The 17,217-nt window shown below is 70.8% G+C and carries 17 protein-coding genes, 1 tRNA gene and 1 pseudogene; 10 read left to right on the top strand and 9 right to left on the bottom strand.

Annotated features, from left to right (window positions below; translation table 11 throughout):
- Window positions 1–92 precede the first annotated feature (92 nt).
- Window positions 93–302 (top strand): hypothetical protein, encoded by a 210-nt coding sequence (locus tag ACZ6TV_RS31235; RefSeq protein WP_465300878.1) that lies wholly within the window; start codon window positions 93–95, stop codon window positions 300–302.
- A 241-nt stretch (window positions 303–543) separates the two neighbouring features.
- Here the strand turns inward: ACZ6TV_RS31235 and ACZ6TV_RS31240 are convergent, their stop codons facing one another.
- The 4 genes from ACZ6TV_RS31240 to ACZ6TV_RS31255 all read right to left on the bottom strand — a co-directional run bounded on the left by ACZ6TV_RS31240 (window position 544) and on the right by ACZ6TV_RS31255 (window position 5,138).
- Window positions 544–1,281 carry a DUF899 domain-containing protein gene (locus ACZ6TV_RS31240; protein ID WP_465300879.1) on the bottom strand — a complete coding sequence of 246 codons (738 nt, stop codon included), beginning with the start codon at window positions 1,279–1,281 and terminating at the stop codon, window positions 544–546.
- A 606-nt stretch (window positions 1,282–1,887) separates the two neighbouring features.
- Window positions 1,888–3,120, bottom strand: a complete 1,233-nt coding sequence (locus ACZ6TV_RS31245; protein WP_465300880.1) for a hypothetical protein — start codon at window positions 3,118–3,120, stop codon at window positions 1,888–1,890.
- Window positions 3,050–3,736, bottom strand: a complete 687-nt coding sequence (locus ACZ6TV_RS31250) for a SigE family RNA polymerase sigma factor (RefSeq protein ID WP_465300881.1) — start codon at window positions 3,734–3,736, stop codon at window positions 3,050–3,052. The genes ACZ6TV_RS31245 and ACZ6TV_RS31250 overlap by 71 nt, the downstream gene beginning before the upstream one ends.
- A 103-nt stretch (window positions 3,737–3,839) precedes the next feature.
- A complete protein-coding gene (locus tag ACZ6TV_RS31255) occupies window positions 3,840–5,138 on the bottom strand; it encodes a serine/threonine-protein kinase (RefSeq protein WP_465300882.1) in 1,299 nt (432 codons plus the stop codon).
- 170 nt (window positions 5,139–5,308) lie between these two features.
- Between ACZ6TV_RS31255 and ACZ6TV_RS31260 the strand changes: the two genes are divergently transcribed.
- From ACZ6TV_RS31260 to ACZ6TV_RS31275, 4 genes and pseudogenes are all read left to right on the top strand, one after another.
- Window positions 5,309–6,244 (top strand): ParA family protein, encoded by a 936-nt coding sequence (locus ACZ6TV_RS31260; protein WP_203853951.1) that lies wholly within the window; start codon window positions 5,309–5,311, stop codon window positions 6,242–6,244.
- A 34-nt stretch (window positions 6,245–6,278) separates the two neighbouring features.
- A pseudogene (locus tag ACZ6TV_RS31265) lies at window positions 6,279–7,328 on the top strand (segregation and condensation protein A); the annotation flags it as partial.
- Window positions 7,329–8,116: 788 nt separating this feature from the next.
- Complete coding sequence (gene scpB, locus ACZ6TV_RS31270; protein ID WP_465301098.1) at window positions 8,117–8,968, top strand: SMC-Scp complex subunit ScpB; 852 nt, start codon at window positions 8,117–8,119, stop codon at window positions 8,966–8,968.
- Window positions 8,955–9,758, top strand: coding sequence for a pseudouridine synthase (locus tag ACZ6TV_RS31275; protein WP_465300883.1), 804 nt, complete (start codon window positions 8,955–8,957; stop codon window positions 9,756–9,758). Before scpB ends, ACZ6TV_RS31275 begins: the two co-directional genes overlap by 14 nt.
- A gap of 9 nt (window positions 9,759–9,767) precedes the next feature.
- Here the strand turns inward: ACZ6TV_RS31275 and ACZ6TV_RS31280 are convergent, their stop codons facing one another.
- Together ACZ6TV_RS31280 and ACZ6TV_RS31285 are read right to left on the bottom strand one after the other, a co-directional pair.
- Window positions 9,768–10,538 (bottom strand): ABC transporter permease, encoded by a 771-nt coding sequence (locus ACZ6TV_RS31280; RefSeq protein WP_465300884.1) that lies wholly within the window; start codon window positions 10,536–10,538, stop codon window positions 9,768–9,770.
- Window positions 10,535–11,473 carry an ATP-binding cassette domain-containing protein gene (locus tag ACZ6TV_RS31285; protein ID WP_465300885.1) on the bottom strand — a complete coding sequence of 313 codons (939 nt, stop codon included), beginning with the start codon at window positions 11,471–11,473 and terminating at the stop codon, window positions 10,535–10,537. The genes ACZ6TV_RS31280 and ACZ6TV_RS31285 overlap by 4 nt, the downstream gene beginning before the upstream one ends.
- Before the next feature lie 63 nt (window positions 11,474–11,536).
- On the opposite strand from ACZ6TV_RS31285, the gene ACZ6TV_RS31290 reads away from it, so the two are divergent.
- Window positions 11,537–12,508 (top strand): helix-turn-helix transcriptional regulator, encoded by a 972-nt coding sequence (locus ACZ6TV_RS31290; protein WP_465300886.1) that lies wholly within the window; start codon window positions 11,537–11,539, stop codon window positions 12,506–12,508.
- 7 nt (window positions 12,509–12,515) lie between these two features.
- Here ACZ6TV_RS31290 and ACZ6TV_RS31295 read toward each other — a convergent pair whose 3' ends face one another.
- Entirely contained in the window at window positions 12,516–13,076 is a 561-nt protein-coding gene (locus ACZ6TV_RS31295; RefSeq protein WP_465300887.1) for an NADPH-dependent FMN reductase, read from the bottom strand.
- A 90-nt stretch (window positions 13,077–13,166) separates the two neighbouring features.
- Here ACZ6TV_RS31295 and ACZ6TV_RS31300 point away from each other — a divergent pair, with 90 nt between their 5' ends.
- The 3 genes from ACZ6TV_RS31300 (at window position 13,167) to der (ending at window position 15,845) form a co-directional block, all read left to right on the top strand.
- On the top strand, window positions 13,167–13,673 hold the full coding sequence (locus ACZ6TV_RS31300) for a MarR family winged helix-turn-helix transcriptional regulator (protein ID WP_465300888.1): 507 nt from the start codon (window positions 13,167–13,169) through the stop codon (window positions 13,671–13,673).
- Between the two features lie 76 nt (window positions 13,674–13,749).
- On the top strand, window positions 13,750–14,421 hold the full coding sequence (gene cmk / locus ACZ6TV_RS31305; RefSeq protein ID WP_465300889.1) for a (d)CMP kinase: 672 nt from the start codon (window positions 13,750–13,752) through the stop codon (window positions 14,419–14,421).
- A 38-nt stretch (window positions 14,422–14,459) separates the two neighbouring features.
- Complete coding sequence (gene der / locus ACZ6TV_RS31310) at window positions 14,460–15,845, top strand: ribosome biogenesis GTPase Der (protein ID WP_465300890.1); 1,386 nt, start codon at window positions 14,460–14,462, stop codon at window positions 15,843–15,845.
- Window positions 15,846–16,048: 203 nt separating this feature from the next.
- Here the strand turns inward: der and ACZ6TV_RS31315 are convergent, their stop codons facing one another.
- Window positions 16,049–16,501 (bottom strand): response regulator transcription factor, encoded by a 453-nt coding sequence (locus ACZ6TV_RS31315; protein ID WP_465300891.1) that lies wholly within the window; start codon window positions 16,499–16,501, stop codon window positions 16,049–16,051.
- Window positions 16,502–16,599: 98 nt separating this feature from the next.
- Window positions 16,600–17,004, bottom strand: coding sequence for a VOC family protein (locus tag ACZ6TV_RS31320; protein WP_465300892.1), 405 nt, complete (start codon window positions 17,002–17,004; stop codon window positions 16,600–16,602).
- A gap of 96 nt (window positions 17,005–17,100) precedes the next feature.
- Here ACZ6TV_RS31320 and ACZ6TV_RS31325 point away from each other — a divergent pair.
- A tRNA-Pro gene (locus ACZ6TV_RS31325) sits at window positions 17,101–17,174 on the top strand.
- Window positions 17,175–17,217: the final 43 nt, after the last annotated feature.

The following is a 17,217-nucleotide window of genomic DNA, read 5'->3' on the forward strand; positions in this document are numbered from 1 at the left end:
GGGTTCGTCCGATCCCCGCTTCGTGCTCTGCGCGGCTGACGCCTGTCCATGTCCTTGAGGCCATCCGCAAGTCATCCGCGAAGGAGACGCTCATGCCTGCCGCAACCGCAGATAACCAGCCCGACGACACCCAGGCCACCACCGAAACCGACACCGCCCCGCTGAACCCGCTCGAGGCGATCCGCCGGGCCCAGGCCAACCGCTCCCTCCCGCCGGGCAGCCAGCCACACGGCGGCGGCAAGGCCGGCGGCGGCAAGGGCGGCAAGGGCAAGTCCCCCCGCATGTACAACCGCCACAAGTAAACCCTCCCCGCCGGCCGCTCCACCTTTGTCCGGTGGGGCGGCCCGGCGGGCTCCCGACTCGCGCACTCCGCAGCCCTTGGCGCCGTCGTCGCTGGCGGGTCGGATGAGCATCTGCAGACCTGACGTAGCGGCAGATGCACCGGCGAAGCCGTCATGACCTCGATCGTCGCGTTGCCGGCGGGGTGGACGTCGGACAAGGCCACACGTCGCACCCCTGATCCGAGTTTGCAGGCCCCGCAGGTCAGTGACAGCCTGCCCCGTGCGCCGTTGACTCATATTTGTCATGATGCTTGAACAACATGATGCCGGTGCCGACCTCCTGCCGGCCCAGCGGTGTCAGATCAAGGTAGTTGTACGTGCCGAGCACGATATCCGGCCCCCGCCCGTAGGTGGAGTAGGTGTGGAACACGCTCGCGTCTTCCCTGAGGAAGACGCTCAGCCCGTGCTGCTCCCCGCTCACGTGGTGCAGCAGACCCTCACGCTCCAGCGTCTCCTTGTCTTTGTAGTTGTATTCGATCGGGGCGACCGACTCGTCCATCGTGACCTGGAAGTCGTAGTTGAAGTCAGTGCCGAAAGAGGAGACCCAGGGGATCGTCCAGCCCATTCGCGCCTTGAACTTCTCGATCTTCTCCAGCGGCGCCCGGGAAACGGCCGCGAACGACGTGTCACGGGAGTGCAAATGCCCGAGGTGCGCCACATTGTCGATGAGAAACGAGCAGCTGGAGCAGCCCTCGTCCCAGCTCGGGTCGAACATGAAGTGGTATGTGATGAGCTGCCGGCGCCCTTCGAACAAGTCGTGCAGACTTTGCTCACCCGAGGACGCCTGGAACCGGTATTCCTTCTCAACCCGCGTCATCGGCAATGCCCGCCGAGCGGCGGATACCTCGTCCCGCGCGTCGGTCAGCTGCTTTTCCTTGGCGAGCAGCTCCTTCCGCGCGAGCAACCAGTCCTCGCGGGACACGACTTGCAGACCACTCATCCGACTCCCCCTCCAGGCACAGCTACATCGACAGGAGCCTACTTGACGACACCGGACATCGCGAGAAAATGTCCAGAGCCGGAAAGGTGGCGACAAGACCGTTGTGGATGCTGAAGGTCGGCCGCGCCTGATCATGGCGGTATACAGGCGGGTGCGGCCCTTTCGATGATCATCCAGGTGCCGAAGCTGGAAATACCAAAGACCCGGGTTCCGCGGTTCGAGGCCTGATCTAGAGATCTTTAAGGGCTGGGGTTTGTCATCCCTTGTGGGTGAAGTCGTGCCGGTCTCGGCGGGAATACGGCTGGCGGATGAGGTACGCCGATAGCGGCGGGTTGACCGAGACCGACTACGCCCGACTGCTCGACGCCGCCCGCCAACTCCTGGGTGGGCCAATCCACCGGCGGATCGTGACGTGGTCGACCTCGACGTCACGGGTACGAGAGCCCGTAGCGCAGGTCCCAGCGGGCCGCGACCATGATCACCTCGGGCGGAACCGGAATCCAGCGAACGCCGGACGAGCCGGCAGGACAGGACTCCGGCGCGCGGCACGCTGCACCGCTACCGCCTGCCTTGACCACACGGACCACCAACGCAACAGCACCGGGGTCACGGGTCGGGCGTGAAGACCGACGTGGCGGCGGGCCAGGTGGTTCTGTCGTCGGGTTGTTCGGCGGTCAGGGTGCCGACGATCGCGGAGAGCTCCGTCGCGGTCAGGGGGCGGTCGCCGACGCTTTCGACCTGGAGGAAGAACTGACGGTTCTCGATGAGGGTCGCGCAGATGTAGCCGCCGGGCTGGCAGGCGATCTTGTCGATCTTGTCGCTGGTGAGCTGGTCGGCGACGCCGAGGGTCAGGATGATCGACGGATACCGGTCGAGGTCGACCGGGGCGGTGAACGGGCCGGTCAGGGGTTTCAGGCCGAGCCGGACGACCGACAGGTTGGTCTCGTCGTAGGACGACGTGCGGGTGCTGGCGGCGAGGAGGCGGTAGCCCTTCGGGACGGGCGTGGCGCGGATGCCCGTCGGGAACGGGCGGGGGTCGGCGGCGGGCAGCGCATCGGCGAGGGCGATCAGCTCGTCGCGGGTCGGGGCGGTCTCCAGGGACGACCAGTAGATCGCCGCCCAGGCGTCGGGCATGTACTGCCAGGCGAGGGTCGGGACGACCGGCTCCCGGCAGCAGCCGGACTTGTCCGCCGACGCCGGCGTCGACGGCTTGCCGGTGTTGCGGAGCAGGGCGGTCCTGCCGCCGACGGTGAGCTTGCCGCCGCCGGTGAACTCGCGGGTGTCGAAGGCGCCGGCGTTGTAGACGACGAGCCGGCCCTCGCGGGGCACGGGGTCGCCGAGGTCGCCGGTGGGGGTGGCGCTGACGGCGCCGCGGGGCGAGACGGACGGGTCGGTGCGGGCGAGCGCGGCCGCGGACGTGGCAGTGGCGGCCGGGGGAGCCGGGTTCAGCTCGATCGTCGACTGCTGATAGCCGGCGGTGACCAGGTCGGGGTCGCCGACGATGTACCGCCCGGAGGTATACCCCGAGTAGTTGGTCTCGAAGGCGCGGCCCTGCGTGAACTCCACCCGGCGGGCCGGGGACGGGGACGCCTCGGCGACGGCGGGGTTGCCGGCGGGGTCCGCGGACGGGGCGATCGCCGGCGGGGTGAGCAGCACCACCGCGGCGGCCGTGCCGGCGATCATGGCGGCGAGGCCACCGGCGACGGAGGAGAACAGGATGCGGCGGCGGCGACGCCGGGCGAGCCGGCGACCGGCGGCGGTGATGTCGTCAATGCCGAGCCGCGGTGGCGGCGCGTCGTCCCTGGCCGCCGACAGCAGACTGTGCAGGTCGTGATCCATGCTCTTCCCTCCCCTTCTCCATCTCGTGAGCGCCCGCCGACGGCCGGGCGGGCCGGCCGGGTCGCGCGTCGGTGCCGGGCCGGTCGACGGCTCCGAAGCCTGGGAGACCGGGGTCGTCGTTGTCGTCGCGCGGCTCCGCGCCGAGCAGGGCGCGGAGGGCGGTGAGCCCGCGGGCGGTCTGGCTCTTGACGGTGCCCGGCTGCCGGCCGAGCACCTGGGCGGTCTCCTCAACGCTCAGCCCCTCGTAGTACCGCAGGACCAGCACGGCGCGCTGGCCGGGCGCCATCCGGGCGAGCGCGGCGCGGATCCGGAGCCGCTCGTCGACCTGGTCGGCGTGGTCGGGGCCGGGCAGGTCGGGCAGGCTGTAGCCGGCCGAGCGCTCCCTGCGCCGCCACGGCCGGCGGCTCTCGTCCACGAGGGCGTGCACGACCGCCCTGCGCACATAGGCGAGGGGCGTGTCGACGCGGTGCCAGTGCACGTAGAGCTTCGCCAGGGACGCGGCGACGGCGTCCTCCGCCGTGTGCCAGTCCCCGCACGTCAGGTAGGCGAGCGAACGCAGGCCGTCGAACCGTGCGGCGACGAACTCCCGGAACTGCGCTTCGTCGTCTTCGTTCACCCGATCGGGCTCCCTTCGTCGCGGGGTAGACGAGGCCCCGGCACGAAGGGTTGCACGTGGGTACGACGAAAAATCGCCGCCGCCGCGAGAAGTGGCCGACCGGCTACGCGGCCGGCTCCGAGCCGCCGACAGGGGGTGTGGTGCCGCCTCCGGTCGGGGTGGGCGGTGCCGTCGTCGGGGGCGGCGGGGGCGGCTCGCTCGTCGCGGGCGGCGGCGGGGAGGTGGAGGTGTCCGGCGTCGGGGACGCCGAGGCCGACGCGCTGGCCGTCGGTGCCGCCGAGGTACGGGTGGCGCCCCCGCCACCGGGCACCGGCGCGGAGGTGGACACGGTCGCGGACTGCGAGATGCCCGGCACGCCGTTGGGCGTGTCGCCCTTGCCGCCGTCGCGGGTGAGCGCGATCACCGCGAGGATCACGCCGCCGGCCATGGCGAGCAGCGCCAGGCCGATCGCGACCGGGATCCAGGCGGGCCGTTGCGGCTTCCCGCCGTACGATCCGCCCGAGGTGGTGGCACCTACCCGTGGTGACGTGGTCGTCGCGGAACGTCGAGCGGGGACCGGTGCCACACCCGGGAGATCCTGGAGCGTGCCGTCCTCGGCGGCCCGTGCGGCCGCGGCGAGCGCGGCGGCGGTCGGGAACCGGTCCTCGGGGTCCTTCTCCATCGCGCGCTCGACCAGGGCGCGGACATTGGCGGGCAGGTCCTGCGGCAGCGGTGGCGGATCGTCCTGCAGGTGCTTGATCGCGATCTCGAGCGGCGAGTTGCCGGTGAACGGCGGCGCGCCCGTCAGGCAGTGGTAGGCGACCGCGCCGAGCGCGTAGATGTCGGTCGCCGGCCCGATCGGCTTGCCCGACGCCTGCTCGGGCGACATGTACAGCGCGGTGCCGATCACCGCGTTCACCTTGGTGACGGACGTCACGTTGGACGAGCGGGCCACGCCGAAGTCGACGAGGGTCACTGCCCCGTTGTCCCCGACCAGGAGATTGTTGGGCTTCACGTCGCGGTGGATGATCCCGTTGCTGTGCGCGGCGTGCAGGGCGTCGGCCGCCTGCGCCACGATCGCCATGGTCTCCTCGGGCGACAGCGCACCCTCACGGGTGATGCGCTCGCCGAGGGGGCGGCCCTCCACGAAGGCCATGACCAGGAACATGGTGCCCTCGGGCGTCTCGCCGTAGTCATAGACGCCGACCACGCCCTTGTGCCCGATCGACGCCATGATCCGCGCCTCGGCCCGGAACCGGCTGCCGAACTCGGCGTCGCTGGTCAGGCCCGGTAGCAGCACCTTCACGGCGACCGTCCGGTTGAGCGTCTTGTCGGTGGCGCGGAACACCTGCCCCATGCCGCCGCTGGCGACGAACTCATCGAGGCGGTACCTGTCGCCGAGCACGTCCCCTGGTCCCAACACGACGATGACCGTACCCAACGATGCCGTTCGCGACACGCCGGGCGCGCGGACTGGGGTATGTACCCTGCAGTGACGTAAAGTCGGGCAACGGCCGTCCCGCTTCCCCAGCTCGCCGACGACGAATCGGACCCGGGTGGAGATGAGCCGCCGGGAGGGGCTGAAGAGGTTCGATGACAGGCATGGGTGACCAGGCGGAGTCGTGGACGACGCAGATGCGCGCTGAGCAGGCATCGCTCGACCTCGGTGCTGAGCTCGGACCTGCCGACCCGACGGCATACACGATGCGCAAGCCGATCCCCGAGCCGATGCCGATGGACCGGCACGGCCCGGCGCGGATCATCGCGATGGCCAACCAGAAGGGCGGCGTGGGCAAGACCACGTCGACCATCAACCTGGGTGCGGCCCTCGCCGAATACGGGCGACGGGTCCTGCTCGTCGACTTCGACCCGCAGGGCGCCCTGTCGGTCGGTCTCGGCGTCAACCCGCACAACCTCGACCTGACGATCTACAACATCCTGATGGACTCCGACGTGACCGTCGAGGACATCAGGATCAAGACCGACATCGCCGGCCTGCACCTGCTGCCGGCCAACATCGACCTGTCGGCGGCCGAGATCCAGCTGGTCACCGAGGTCGCCCGGGAGATGGCCCTCGCGCGGGTGCTGCGGCCGGTCCTGAAGGAATACGACTACATCCTGATCGACTGCCAGCCGTCGCTGGGTCTCCTGGCGATCAACGCGCTGACCGTCGCGCACGGCGTCATGATCCCGCTCGAATGTGAATTCTTCTCACTTCGTGGTGTGGCGCTGCTGCTCGACACGATCGACAAGGTCCGCGAGCGGCTCAACTTCGACCTGGAGCTCGAAGGCATCCTCGCCACCATGTATGACAGCCGCACCACCCACTGCCGCCAGGTCCTGCAGCGGGTCGTGGAGGCGTTCGGCGACAAGGTGTATCAGACGGTCATCACCAAGACCGTCAAGTTCCCCGAGTCGACGGTCGCCGGCGCGCCCATCACCACGCTCGACCCGTCGTCCTCCGGCGCCCGCAACTACCGGCAGCTCGCCCGTGAGGTCATCGCCCAGCAGGCCGAGCGGCGGTTGTAGCGGTTTTCGCGGGCTCTTACGCTACGGTCTTCCGGTGACCGACCCCGCCACCGTGGACTCCGCGGGCGCCGCCGACGTCGTGGCCGCCCCGGACGACGCACCCGCGGACGTCACGGGCGCGGCCGCCGCTGCCCCGGATGCCGTCGCGGCGCCGGAGGTCGCGGCCTCGGGCTTCCAGGTGCGGCTGGCCAACTTCACCGGGCCGTTCGACCTGTTGCTGCAGCTGATCGGCAAGCACAAGCTCGACGTGACCGAGGTGGCGCTGCACACCGTCACCGACGACTTCATCGCGTACATCCGCGCCATGGGCGACGACTGGGACCTCGACGAGGCGTCGGAGTTCCTGGTCGTCGCCGCCACCCTCCTCGACCTGAAGGCCGCCCGCCTCCTGCCGTCCGCCACCGTCGAGAACGAAGAGGACCTGGCGCTGCTCGAAGCCCGCGACCTGCTGTTCGCGCGGCTGCTGCAGTACAAGGCCTTCAAGGAAGCGGCGGCCCACATCGCCGGCCTGGAAGCGGTCGGGTCCCGGCGCTACCCGCGGTCGGTGTCCCTGGAGCCGCAGTACGCGGAGGCCCTGCCCGACCTCGTCCTCGGCGTCGGCCCGGCCCGGCTGCTGAAACTGGCACTGCGCGCGTTCACCCCCAAGGCCGACCCGCCCCTGGTGTCGATCGCCCACATCCACATGGTCCGCGTCAGCGTCCGCGAACACGCCAACATCGTCCGCGACCGCCTCATCGAACAGCGCGAAGCCACGTTCAGCGCCCTGTGCATCGACTGCGAGTCGACGCTGGAGGTCGTCGCCCGCTTCCTCGCGCTCCTCGAGCTGTACCGCGAGGACCTCGTCTCCTTCGAACAGATCCAGGCACTGGGCGAGCTGCTGGTCCGGTGGACCGGCCCCGACGACGCGGCGGCCACCGCGATCGAGGTCGAGGAGTACGAAGGCTCACCGGCCCCGCCGGACACCGCCGCTCCCGACGCCGCGGACGAGGCGGACCCGGCCGCAGACGGCACCGATCTCGCGGCCGCGGCCGTTGTACCTGTGGAAGCCGCGGACGACGTGCACGTCGAGGATGACGCCGACGCCGCGGACGACGTGGACCTGGACGACGTGCACGTCGAGGATGACGCCGACGCCGCGGACGACATGGACCTGGATGACGCGGACGCTGTGGATGACGCGGACGCTGTGGACGCGGACGCGGGTGTCGTGACTGCGATGGTCGTGGAGTCCGTCGAGGGCGCGCCCGAGGACGGCGTGGACGCGGACGAGCCGGGCGCCGACCACACGGGTGACGTGGACGCGGAGGACCTGACCGCGGACGGCGGGGACGCCGACCAGGTGGGTGACGTGGACGCAGATGTGCGTGCGGAAGTCGGTCAGGAGCCAGCCGGTCCCGCCGGCGGCCCGGCCGAGGTGGACAGCGAGGTGGACCAGTGAGCCAGGACGACCAGTCGAGGTCGCTCGCCGACCAGGCCGCGAACTGGGTCCCGCCCTGGGCCCGCCCCGTGCCCCCCGCCGAGACCGGACCGGCCACCGAACCCGAGTCCGGCCCCACCCCCGAGCCCGAGGCGGCGACCGAGCCCGAGGCGGCCACCGAGCCCGAGGCGGTGACTGAGGCCGAAGCTGAGCCGGAATCGGAGCCGGAGGCCGCGACTGAGGTTGAGGTCGGCGGCGAGGCGGAGATCGAGTCCGCACCCGAGGCTGGGGTTGTGTCCGAGCCTGAGGCCGTGGCTGAGGTTGAGTCCGGATCTGAGGTCGCGGCTGAGGTGGAGGCCGAGTCCGCGTCCCAGGTGGTGACCGAAGCCGGGGCCGTGCCCGAAGCGGCGGTCGAGGTCGAGACGGCGCCCGAGGGGGCGGCTCAGGTCGAGGTCCTGCCCGAGGTCGAACCCGGCCCGGAGTGGGAGGCCGTATCCGAGCCTGCGGCCGAAGCCGAAGCTGAAGCCGAAGCCGAAGCCGAAGCCGAAGCCGAAGCCGAAGCTGAGGCCGCGCCTGTGCTTGAGGTCGAGCCGGATGTTGAGGTCGAAGCCGAGCCGGCGGTCTCCTCCGAATCCCTCCCTGAGCACGGCGACACACCCAAAGGCCCCGGACCCGAGGACGGCGGCGGGGCGGAGGCGTTGTTCGAGGTTGCCGTGCCCGCAGTGGCGGCGCCCCAGGCTGCCCCGGCGCCGGTGGAGATGTCCGAGGCGGAGCTGCGGGGCGCGGTCGAGGCGATCCTCCTCATCGTCGACGAGCCGGCCACCGAGGTCACCCTCGCGCAGGTGCTCGACCAGCCCGTCGACCGGATCCGGGGGGTGCTCGAGGACATCGCCCGGCAGTACACGCAGCTGGGGCTCGGGTTCGACCTGCGGAGGGTGGCCGGGGGGTGGCGGTTGTACACGAGGGCGGAGTTCGCGCCGTACGTGGAGAAGTTCGTCCTCGACGGGCAGCAGATCCGGCTCACGCAGGCGGCGCTGGAGACACTCGCCGTGGTCGCGTACAAGCAGCCTGTCACCAGGTCGCGCATCTCGGCCATCCGCGGTGTCAACTGTGACGGGGTGGTCCGTACGCTGGTGACGCGGGGTCTGATCGAAGAGACCGGCAGTGAGCCCGAAAGCGGGGCGTTCCTGTACCGGACGACGTCGTTGTTCCTGGAGAAACTCGGCCTGGACAGCGTCGACCAGTTGCCGCCGCTCGCCCCGTTCCTTCCCGACGACATTGATGAGATCGCCGATGCCCAGCGTTGACCCGTCCACCAATCCAACCGACTTCGAAGGCTCCGCGTTCGACGCGCCGCCGGATGCCGAGGTGCCGCGCAACGAGGAGCGGCTGCAGAAGATCCTGGCGGCGGCGGGGCTCGGGTCCCGGCGCAACTGCGAGCGGATGATCGACGAGGGCCGGGTCACCGTCAACGGCAAGGAGGCGACCCTCGGCGACAAGGCCGACGCGATCAAGGACGCCATCCACGTCGACGGTTCGCGCCTGGTCACCGACACGCGGCTGGTGTATCTCGCGCTGAACAAGCCGCGCGGTGTGGTGTCCACGATGGACGACGAGAAGGGCCGCGAGGCGCTCGCCGACTACGTGCCGAACCTCACCACGCGGGTGTTCCACGTCGGCCGGCTCGACCTGGAGAGCGAGGGTCTGCTGCTGCTCATGAACGACGGCGGGCTCGCGCACAAGCTGATGCACCCGTCGTACGAGGTGGCGAAGACCTATCAGGTCGAGATCCCCGGTCCGGTGCCGCGGGCGATGGGCCGCGAGCTCAAGTCCGGCGTGCAGCTCGACGACGGCCCGGCGAAGGTCGACTCGTTCAAGGTCGTCGACGCGTACGGCAAGGTCGCGCTGGTCGAGGTCGTGCTGCACGAGGGGCGCAACCACATCGTGCGGCGGATGTTCGACGCGGTCGGGTTCCCGGTGCAGCGGCTGATCCGCACGCAGATCGGGCCGATCCGGCTCGGCGATCTCCGCCCGGGCAGGACGCGACACCTGTCCCAGGCGGAGATCGGCGCACTCTTCAAGGCCGTAGGGGAGTAGACCCCGGGGTCAGGTGGAGCGGCGCATCGCGCGGATGCCGACGGCGAGTCCCACGATCGCCGTCGCGCCCGCGGCGAGGAAGCCCCACAGGACGGCGCGGTCGCTGACGGTACCGGCGAAGAGCAGGCGCTCGGCGGTGACCATGTGCGCCAGCGGGTTGAAGTGCGCCACTGCGCGCATCCAGCCGGGCCCTGTCTCCAGGGGCAGCAGCATGCCGGACAGGATCATCAGGGGGAACAGCAGCGTCTGGTGCACGACCCAGAACATCCAGTCGTTGCGCCGGACCGCGACGGCGAGGGCGTAGCTGAGCGAGCCGAGCCCGACCCCGAAGACGGCGAGCAGCGCCAGGCCGACCAGCGCGCCGGCCGGGTGCAGCTCGAAGCCGAACGGCAGCATGACCAGGACGATGATGAGCGCCTGCCCGGCCAGGGGCACCATCTCCTTCAGCGCCCTGCCGACGAGCAGCGCGTGCCGGGCCAGGGGAGTGACGAGCATCCGCTCGTGCGCGCCGGTGACGAACTCGCTGAGCAGGTTCGCCCCGACGGTCGACGTGCCGAACAGGGTCGTCATGACGAGGATCGCGGGCACGAACCACTGCCACACGTTGCCGCCGAGCCCGCCGTCCTGGCCGCGCAGCGATCCGACCAGCAGCGGCCCGAACAGCGCCAGGAAGACGAGCGGCTGGATCATGCCGAAGATGAGGGAGAAGGGGGAGCGCAGCAGCGGCCGCAGCTCCCGGCTCGCGACGATCCCGACATCGCGGACAGCGAGGGTGGTCATGCGTTCTCCCGGAGGTTGCGGCCGGTCAGGGACAGGAAGACGTCGTCGAGGGTCGGGCGCTGGAGCTCCGCGGTACGGACGGCGCCGGGAACAGCGGTGATCAGCTCCGGCAGGGCGGCAGGGCCGTCGCTCACCCGCAGCTGCAGCACGCCGGACCGTTCGGCGATGTCCCGGGCGCCCGGCAGCTGCGCGGCCGCCTTCGCCAGCAGCGGCAGGTCGTCGCCGGTCAGGAGCAGCCTGTCGCCGGCGAGCTTCGCCTTCAGCGCGGACGCGGTGTCGTCGGCGATGACCTCGCCGTGGTCGACGACCACGACCCGCTCGGCCATGGTGTCGGCCTCGTCGAGGTAGTGCGTGGTGAGCACGATCGTCATCCGGTGCTCGTCGCGCATGCGCAGGATGTGCTGCCACAGGTTCGCCCGGTTCTGCGGGTCGAGGCCGGTCGACGGCTCGTCGAGGAACAGCAGCTTCGGCGCGTGGACCAGGCCGATCGCCACGTCGAGGCGCCGCCGCTGCCCGCCGGACAGGTCCGACACCTTCCGGTCGCGCAGGTCGGTGAGGTCGAGCGCGTCGAGGAGCTCGTCGCTGCGCCGCGCGGCCGCCTTCCGGTCGAGGCCGTAGATGCGGCCCTGGGTCCGCAGCTCGTCGCCGACCCGGTGGATATGGCCGGCGCCGTTGCCCTGTCCCACGTAGCCGATCTGCCGCCGTACCGACGCGGCATCGGTGGACACGTCGTGGCCCGCGACCGTGGCGGTGCCGCTGGTGGGCGGGATCAGGGTGGTGAGCATCCGCAGGGTGGTGGTCTTGCCGGCGCCGTTCGGGCCGAGCACCGCCACGAGCTCGCCCGGGCCGATGTCCAGGCTGATGCCGCGGACCGCGTGCACGGTGGTCTTGCGGCTGACGACGAAGTCCTTCGTCAGCGCTCTGGTGTGAATCATGCCGGGGACATTGCCAGCAGATCCGGACAGTCTCTGTCCTCAACCGGAGGCGATACTGGACGCATGTTGGAGACCTCGGCCCGCCTCCTGGCACTGCTGTCGCTGTTGCAGGCCCGCCGTGACTGGCCGGGCCAGACCCTCGCCGACCGCCTCGAGGTGAGCCCGCGCACGGTCCGCCGCGACGTCGACCGGCTGCGTGACCTCGGCTATCCGGTGCTGGCCACCCGCGGCCCCGACGGCGGCTACCGCCTCGACGCCGGCTCGGAGCTGCCGCCGCTGCTGTTCGACGACGACCAGGCGGTCGCCGTGGCGGTCGCGCTGCAGACGGCGACGATGTCCGTCGAAGGCGTCGAGGAGGCCGCGTTGCGAGCCCTCGCCACGGTACGGCAGGTGATGCCGGCCAGGCTCCGCCAGCGGGTCGACGCGTTGCAGGTGACGAGGGTGGCGAAGGCGGGCTGGCAGCCGTCGCGGGTCGACACCGGGGCCCTGCTGGCGATCGGGCAGGCGGTGCGGGCCCGGGAGGTGCTGCGGTTCGACTATGCGGGTGTCCGGGAGATCACGGCCGGGCTCACCGGTGACCGCCGCCGGGTCGAGCCGTGCCACGTGGTGACGTGGGGCGGCCGGTGGTACCTGATCGGCTTCGACCTCGACCGGGAGGACTGGCGCACGTACCGCGTGGACCGCATGACCCTGCGCACGCCCAACGGTCCGCGGTTCACGCCCCGGCCGCTGCCCGCGGCGGACGTCGCGGCGTTCGTGGCGGAGCGGTTCGAGGGCCACGACCCGCTGCCGTGCCGCGGGGAGGCGATCCTGCACGCGCCGGCGGCGGGGGTCACCGAATGGACCCGGGGCCAGGCGATCGTGCAGGAGCTGGGCCCGGACCGGTGCCGGGTCAGTGCCGGGTCGTGGTCGTGGATCGGGCTGGCCGCGTGGTTCGCGATGTTCGACGCGGAGGTCGAGGTGGTCGGCCCGCCCGAGCTGCGGGAGGCCGTCGTGGCGTTGGCCGCCCGCTTCGCGCGGGCGGCCGCCGCCTGAACCTCGCTCAGCCCTTGCGGACGGTCTCGAGGGCCTTGGTCCAGCTGACCGTCTGGTCGAGCACGACGCCGAGGGTGCCCTCGTGCTGCGGGCCCGGCTTGAACGTCGAGAAGTTCTCGAAGTCGGTGAACAGCGACAGCGCCACCTGCGCGCGGACGTCGGCGACCTGGATCTCGCCCATGATCAGCCGCAGGTGCTCCACCGCGCGGGTGCCGCCCGCCGAGCCGTAGCTGACGAAGCCCGCCGCCTTGTTGTTCCACTCGGCGTAGACGAAGTCGATCGCGTTCTTCAGTGCGCCGCTGGTGGAGTGGTTGTACTCCGGCGTCACGAACACGAAGCCGTCCAGCTCGGCGATCTTCGCGGCCCACTGCCGGGTGTGCTCGTTGGCGTACTGCCCCATGGACGGCGGGACGGCCTCGTCGAGGTGCGGCAGGTTGTAGTCGAGCAGGTCCACCAGCTCGAACTCGGCATCCGACCGGCGGCTCGCGATGTCGTAGACCCACTTCGCGACCGCCTCGCCGTTCCGGCCGGGGCGGGTGCTGCCGAGGATGATTCCGATCTTGGTCATTTGCACAACCTTTTCGTCATGGGTGACGTGTCACCGACACAGTAGCTCGCGCCAACGGTGATGTGTCACCCACGGGCGTAGACTTCCGGTGTGACCGATCCCAACTGGCTCGACGAGCGGGAGCAGCGCGCCTGGCGCGGGTTCCTCGCCGTCAACGCCGCGGTCAGGGGTCGCATCGCCCGCCAGCTGCAGCAGGAGACGGGCCTGTCCAGCGCCGACTACGCGGTGCTCGTGAGCCTCTCGGAGGCACCCGGCGGCCGGCTGCGCGTCTTCCAGCTCCGCGTCGCCGCCGACTGGGAGAAGACCCGGCTCACCCACCAGATCACGCGGATGACCGCCCGCGGCCTCGTCACCCGCGAGCCCTGCGCCGACGACCCCCGCGGCGCGTTCGTCGTGCTCACCGACGCCGGCTGGGAGGCGATCGCCACCGCGGCGCCCCGCCACGTCGAGCACGTGCGGCACTGGTTCTTCGACGCCCTCGGACCCGAGCACGTCGAGGCCCTCATCGAGCTCAACGACACGGTGACCCGGCACCTGCTCGCCACCGGCGAGCCGTGCTCACGGTCCTCGCCGGAGTGCGACGACGTCCTCCCGTGAGGTAGGGCCACCGGCGGGTCAAGTAGTGTCGGACAGCAGGCGACATCGGGGTTTCATCCGGCCGAAGGAGTGGGGCGTGGCAGGACACAGCGGCCAGTTGGTGGTTGCCGTCGACGGGCCCTCCGGGTCCGGCAAGTCCACGATCTCCCGCCGGGTGGCGCAGGCCCTCGACGCCCGCTACCTCGACACCGGCGCCATGTACCGGGCGGTGACCTGGGCCGTGCTGCGCGACAACGTCGACCTCGCCGACGCCGAGAAGATCCACGCCGTCGCGGCCGCCGCCGAGCTCACCGTCGGCACCGACCCGGCCACCCCGCACATCAGCGTCGACGGCGTCGGCGTCGACCGGGAGATCCGCGGCGCCGAGGTCACCCAGGCCGTCTCCGCCGTCTCCGCCGTCCCCGCCGTGCGGGCGCTGCTCGTCGCGCTCCAGCGGGACATCATCGCGGCCGCCGGGCGGATCGTGGTCGAGGGCCGCGACATCGGCACCGTCGTCGCCCCCGGCGCCGACCTGAAGGTCTACCTGACCGCCTCCGCGGACGAGCGGGCCAGGCGCCGGAGCACCGAGAACGCCGCCAACCAGGCCGCGACCGCAGCCGACCTGGCCCGGCGTGACAGACTTGACTCGACGCGCGCCGCCGATCCGCTTCGCCAAGCCGACGACGCCGTTGTGCTCGACACCACCGCGCTCGGGATCGACGAGGTGGTCGAGCGCCTCCAGCGCATGCTGGACAAGGTCACCGCATAGGCGAGCGCCGGCCCCCCGGCCGTGAACAAAGGACCCCCGTGAGCGCTGAGGCATCCACAGGTGCCGAGGTCGACGTCGACGTTGTCGATGACGTCGAGCTGAGTGTGCCGATCGTCGCCGTCGTCGGCCGACCCAACGTCGGCAAGTCGACCCTGGTCAACCGGATCCTGGGCCGCCGGCAGGCGGTCGTCGAGGACGTCGCCGGCGTCACCCGCGACCGGGTCGCCTACGACGCCGAGTGGACCGGGCGGCACTTCACCGTCGTGGACACCGGCGGCTGGCTGCCCGACGCCAAGGAGCGGGCCAAGGCCATCGCCACCCAGGCCGAGATCGCCACGCAGACCGCCGACGTGGTCCTGTTCGTGGTCGACGCCACCATCCCGCCGACCGCCGACGACGAGGCCGCGGTCAAAATGCTGCGCCGCAGCGGCCGGCCCGTGATCCTGGTCGCCAACAAGGTCGACAACGCCCGCATCGAAGGCGAGATCTCCAGCCTCTGGGGCCTCGGCCTCGGCGAGCCGTTCCCCGTCTCGGCCCTGCACGGCCGCGGCTCCGGCGACCTGCTCGACAAGATCCTCGAGGCGCTGCCACTCGCCAAGCCCGCCGTCCCGCGCGAGGCCGGCCCGCGCCGCATCGCGCTCGTCGGCCGGCCCAACGTCGGCAAGTCCAGCCTGCTCAACAAGCTGGCCAAGGAGGAGCGGGCGGTCGTCGACTCCGTCGCCGGCACCACCGTCGACCCGGTCGACAGCCTCGTCGTCTTCGGCGGCGAGACCTGGCACCTCGTGGACACCGCAGGCCTGCGCAAGCGCGTCTCGCACGCCAGCGGCACCGAGTACTACGCCTCACTTCGTACCAACGCGGCGATCGAGGCATCAGAGGTCGCGATCGTGCTGCTCGACGCCAGCGAGGTCATCTCCGAGCAGGACCAGCGCATCCTCACGATGGTCATCGAGTCCGGCCGGGCGCTCGTCGTCGCCTTCAACAAGTGGGACCTCGTCGACGAGGACCGCCGCCACCAGCTCGGCAAGGAGATCGAGCGGGAGCTGCGCCGGATCCCGTGGGCGATCAAGGTCAACGTGTCCGCGCTCACCGGCCGCGCCGTCGACAAGCTCGCCCCCGCGCTCAACACCGCCCTGGAGAACTGGGAGCGGCGCGTCCCGACGGGTCAGCTCAACCAGTGGCTGACCGCGCTGGTGCAGCAGACCCCGCACCCGGTCCGCGGCGGGCGCGCCCCGCGCGTGCTGTTCGCCACCCAGGCCGGGGTCTCGCCGCCGAAGTTCGTGCTCTTCACCACGGGCGCCCTCGACCCCGGCTACGTGCGGTTCGTCGAGCGGAAGCTCCGCGAGGAGTTCGACTTCCTCGGCACGCCGATCCACATCAGCGTGAAGCCCCGCAAGAAGAACAGCCCCCGGGGGAAGAAGTAACGCTCGCCTCCCGCGCCTGGGCTTCTGCCGGTTCGCGGTTCTTGTGCGGCAGCAGGGCTTCGGCCGCCACGGCGGCGACGACGAGCACTGCGAACACTGTCAGTCCCATGCCCGGGAGATCGACCGGTGCGCCGCCCGCATGAGCCGCGCACCGGTCGCGCACCTGTGCTGCTGCCGTCGCTTCCCGTCATACCGGCCGCTCGCTACCACCGGTAGCTGCGGCCGAGGTCATGACCGGTGTTCGGATCGACCGGCGTCGGGTGCACCCGCAGCAGCGACTGGACACTGCGCAGCAGCGCGTCCGGACTGAACGGCTTGACCATGTGATGCACCGCGCCCGCCATCACCCCGCTGCGGATCACGTCCGGCTGCGACAGCGCGGACAGCAGCATCACCGGGATCTGCGCGGTCTCCGGGTCGTTGCGCAGCTGCTCGCAGGCGCTCAGCCCGTCCTGCCCCGGCATCATGATGTCGAGGATCACCAGATTCGGCAGGCAGGCGACGGCCGCGTCGACCGCCGCCAGCCCGTTGTCCGTCTCGATGACCTCGAAGCCCGCCCTCACCAGTTTGTACGCCACCATGCCCCGCAGATCCGGGTCGTCGTCGACGACGAGAATCCGGGCCTTCTGCGCTTCAGACGCGACGGCCGAGTCCATGCGGGTACCTCCTGGCTACCTGGTCGAGACCCCCAGGTTCACGCCCTCCTGCTGCACCACAGCGGCAGACCCGTTGCCGGACGGTTGTGTGCGGCAGGTCACTGCCCCTCCACCGGCGGCCCCAGCAGATCCCACTTGTTGCCGGCGACGTCGACGAAGACGACGACCTGGCCGTACGGCTCGGACCTCGGCACCCCGACGAACTCGACACCGTGGGCTTCCATCCGCCGTACCGCCGCCGCGAAGTCGTCCACCTTCAGGAAGAAGCCGACCCTGCCCTTGACCTGGTCCCCGACGGCCTCCAGCTGCCGCTGGCCGTCCGCCTTCGCCAGCAACAGCCCGGTGCCCCCACCCGGCGGCCGCACCACGACCCACCGCTTCGGCGCCCCGTCGTTCGTGGTCGCCGGCACATCCTCGACCAGCTCAAACCCCAGCGCCTCGGTGAAGAACCCGATCGCCGGCCCGTACTCCTCCACCACGACCGTCACAAGATCAAGCCTCATCCCGCCCACCCTAGTTGAGACAGGGGATACTCCTGCGCGGTGTGGTGAGGGGATGCGCTAGTCTGTAGCGGCTGCTCCGGACGAGGTCCGGTTGCACGGGACGTAGCGCAGCTTGGTAGCGCACTTGACTGGGGGTCAAGGGGTCGTGGGTTCGAATCCCGCCGTCCCGACATAAATAAGGTCCTGACCAGCAGAGATGCCGGTCAGGACCTT

The organism is Dactylosporangium sp. NPDC051087 (assembly GCF_055586325.1).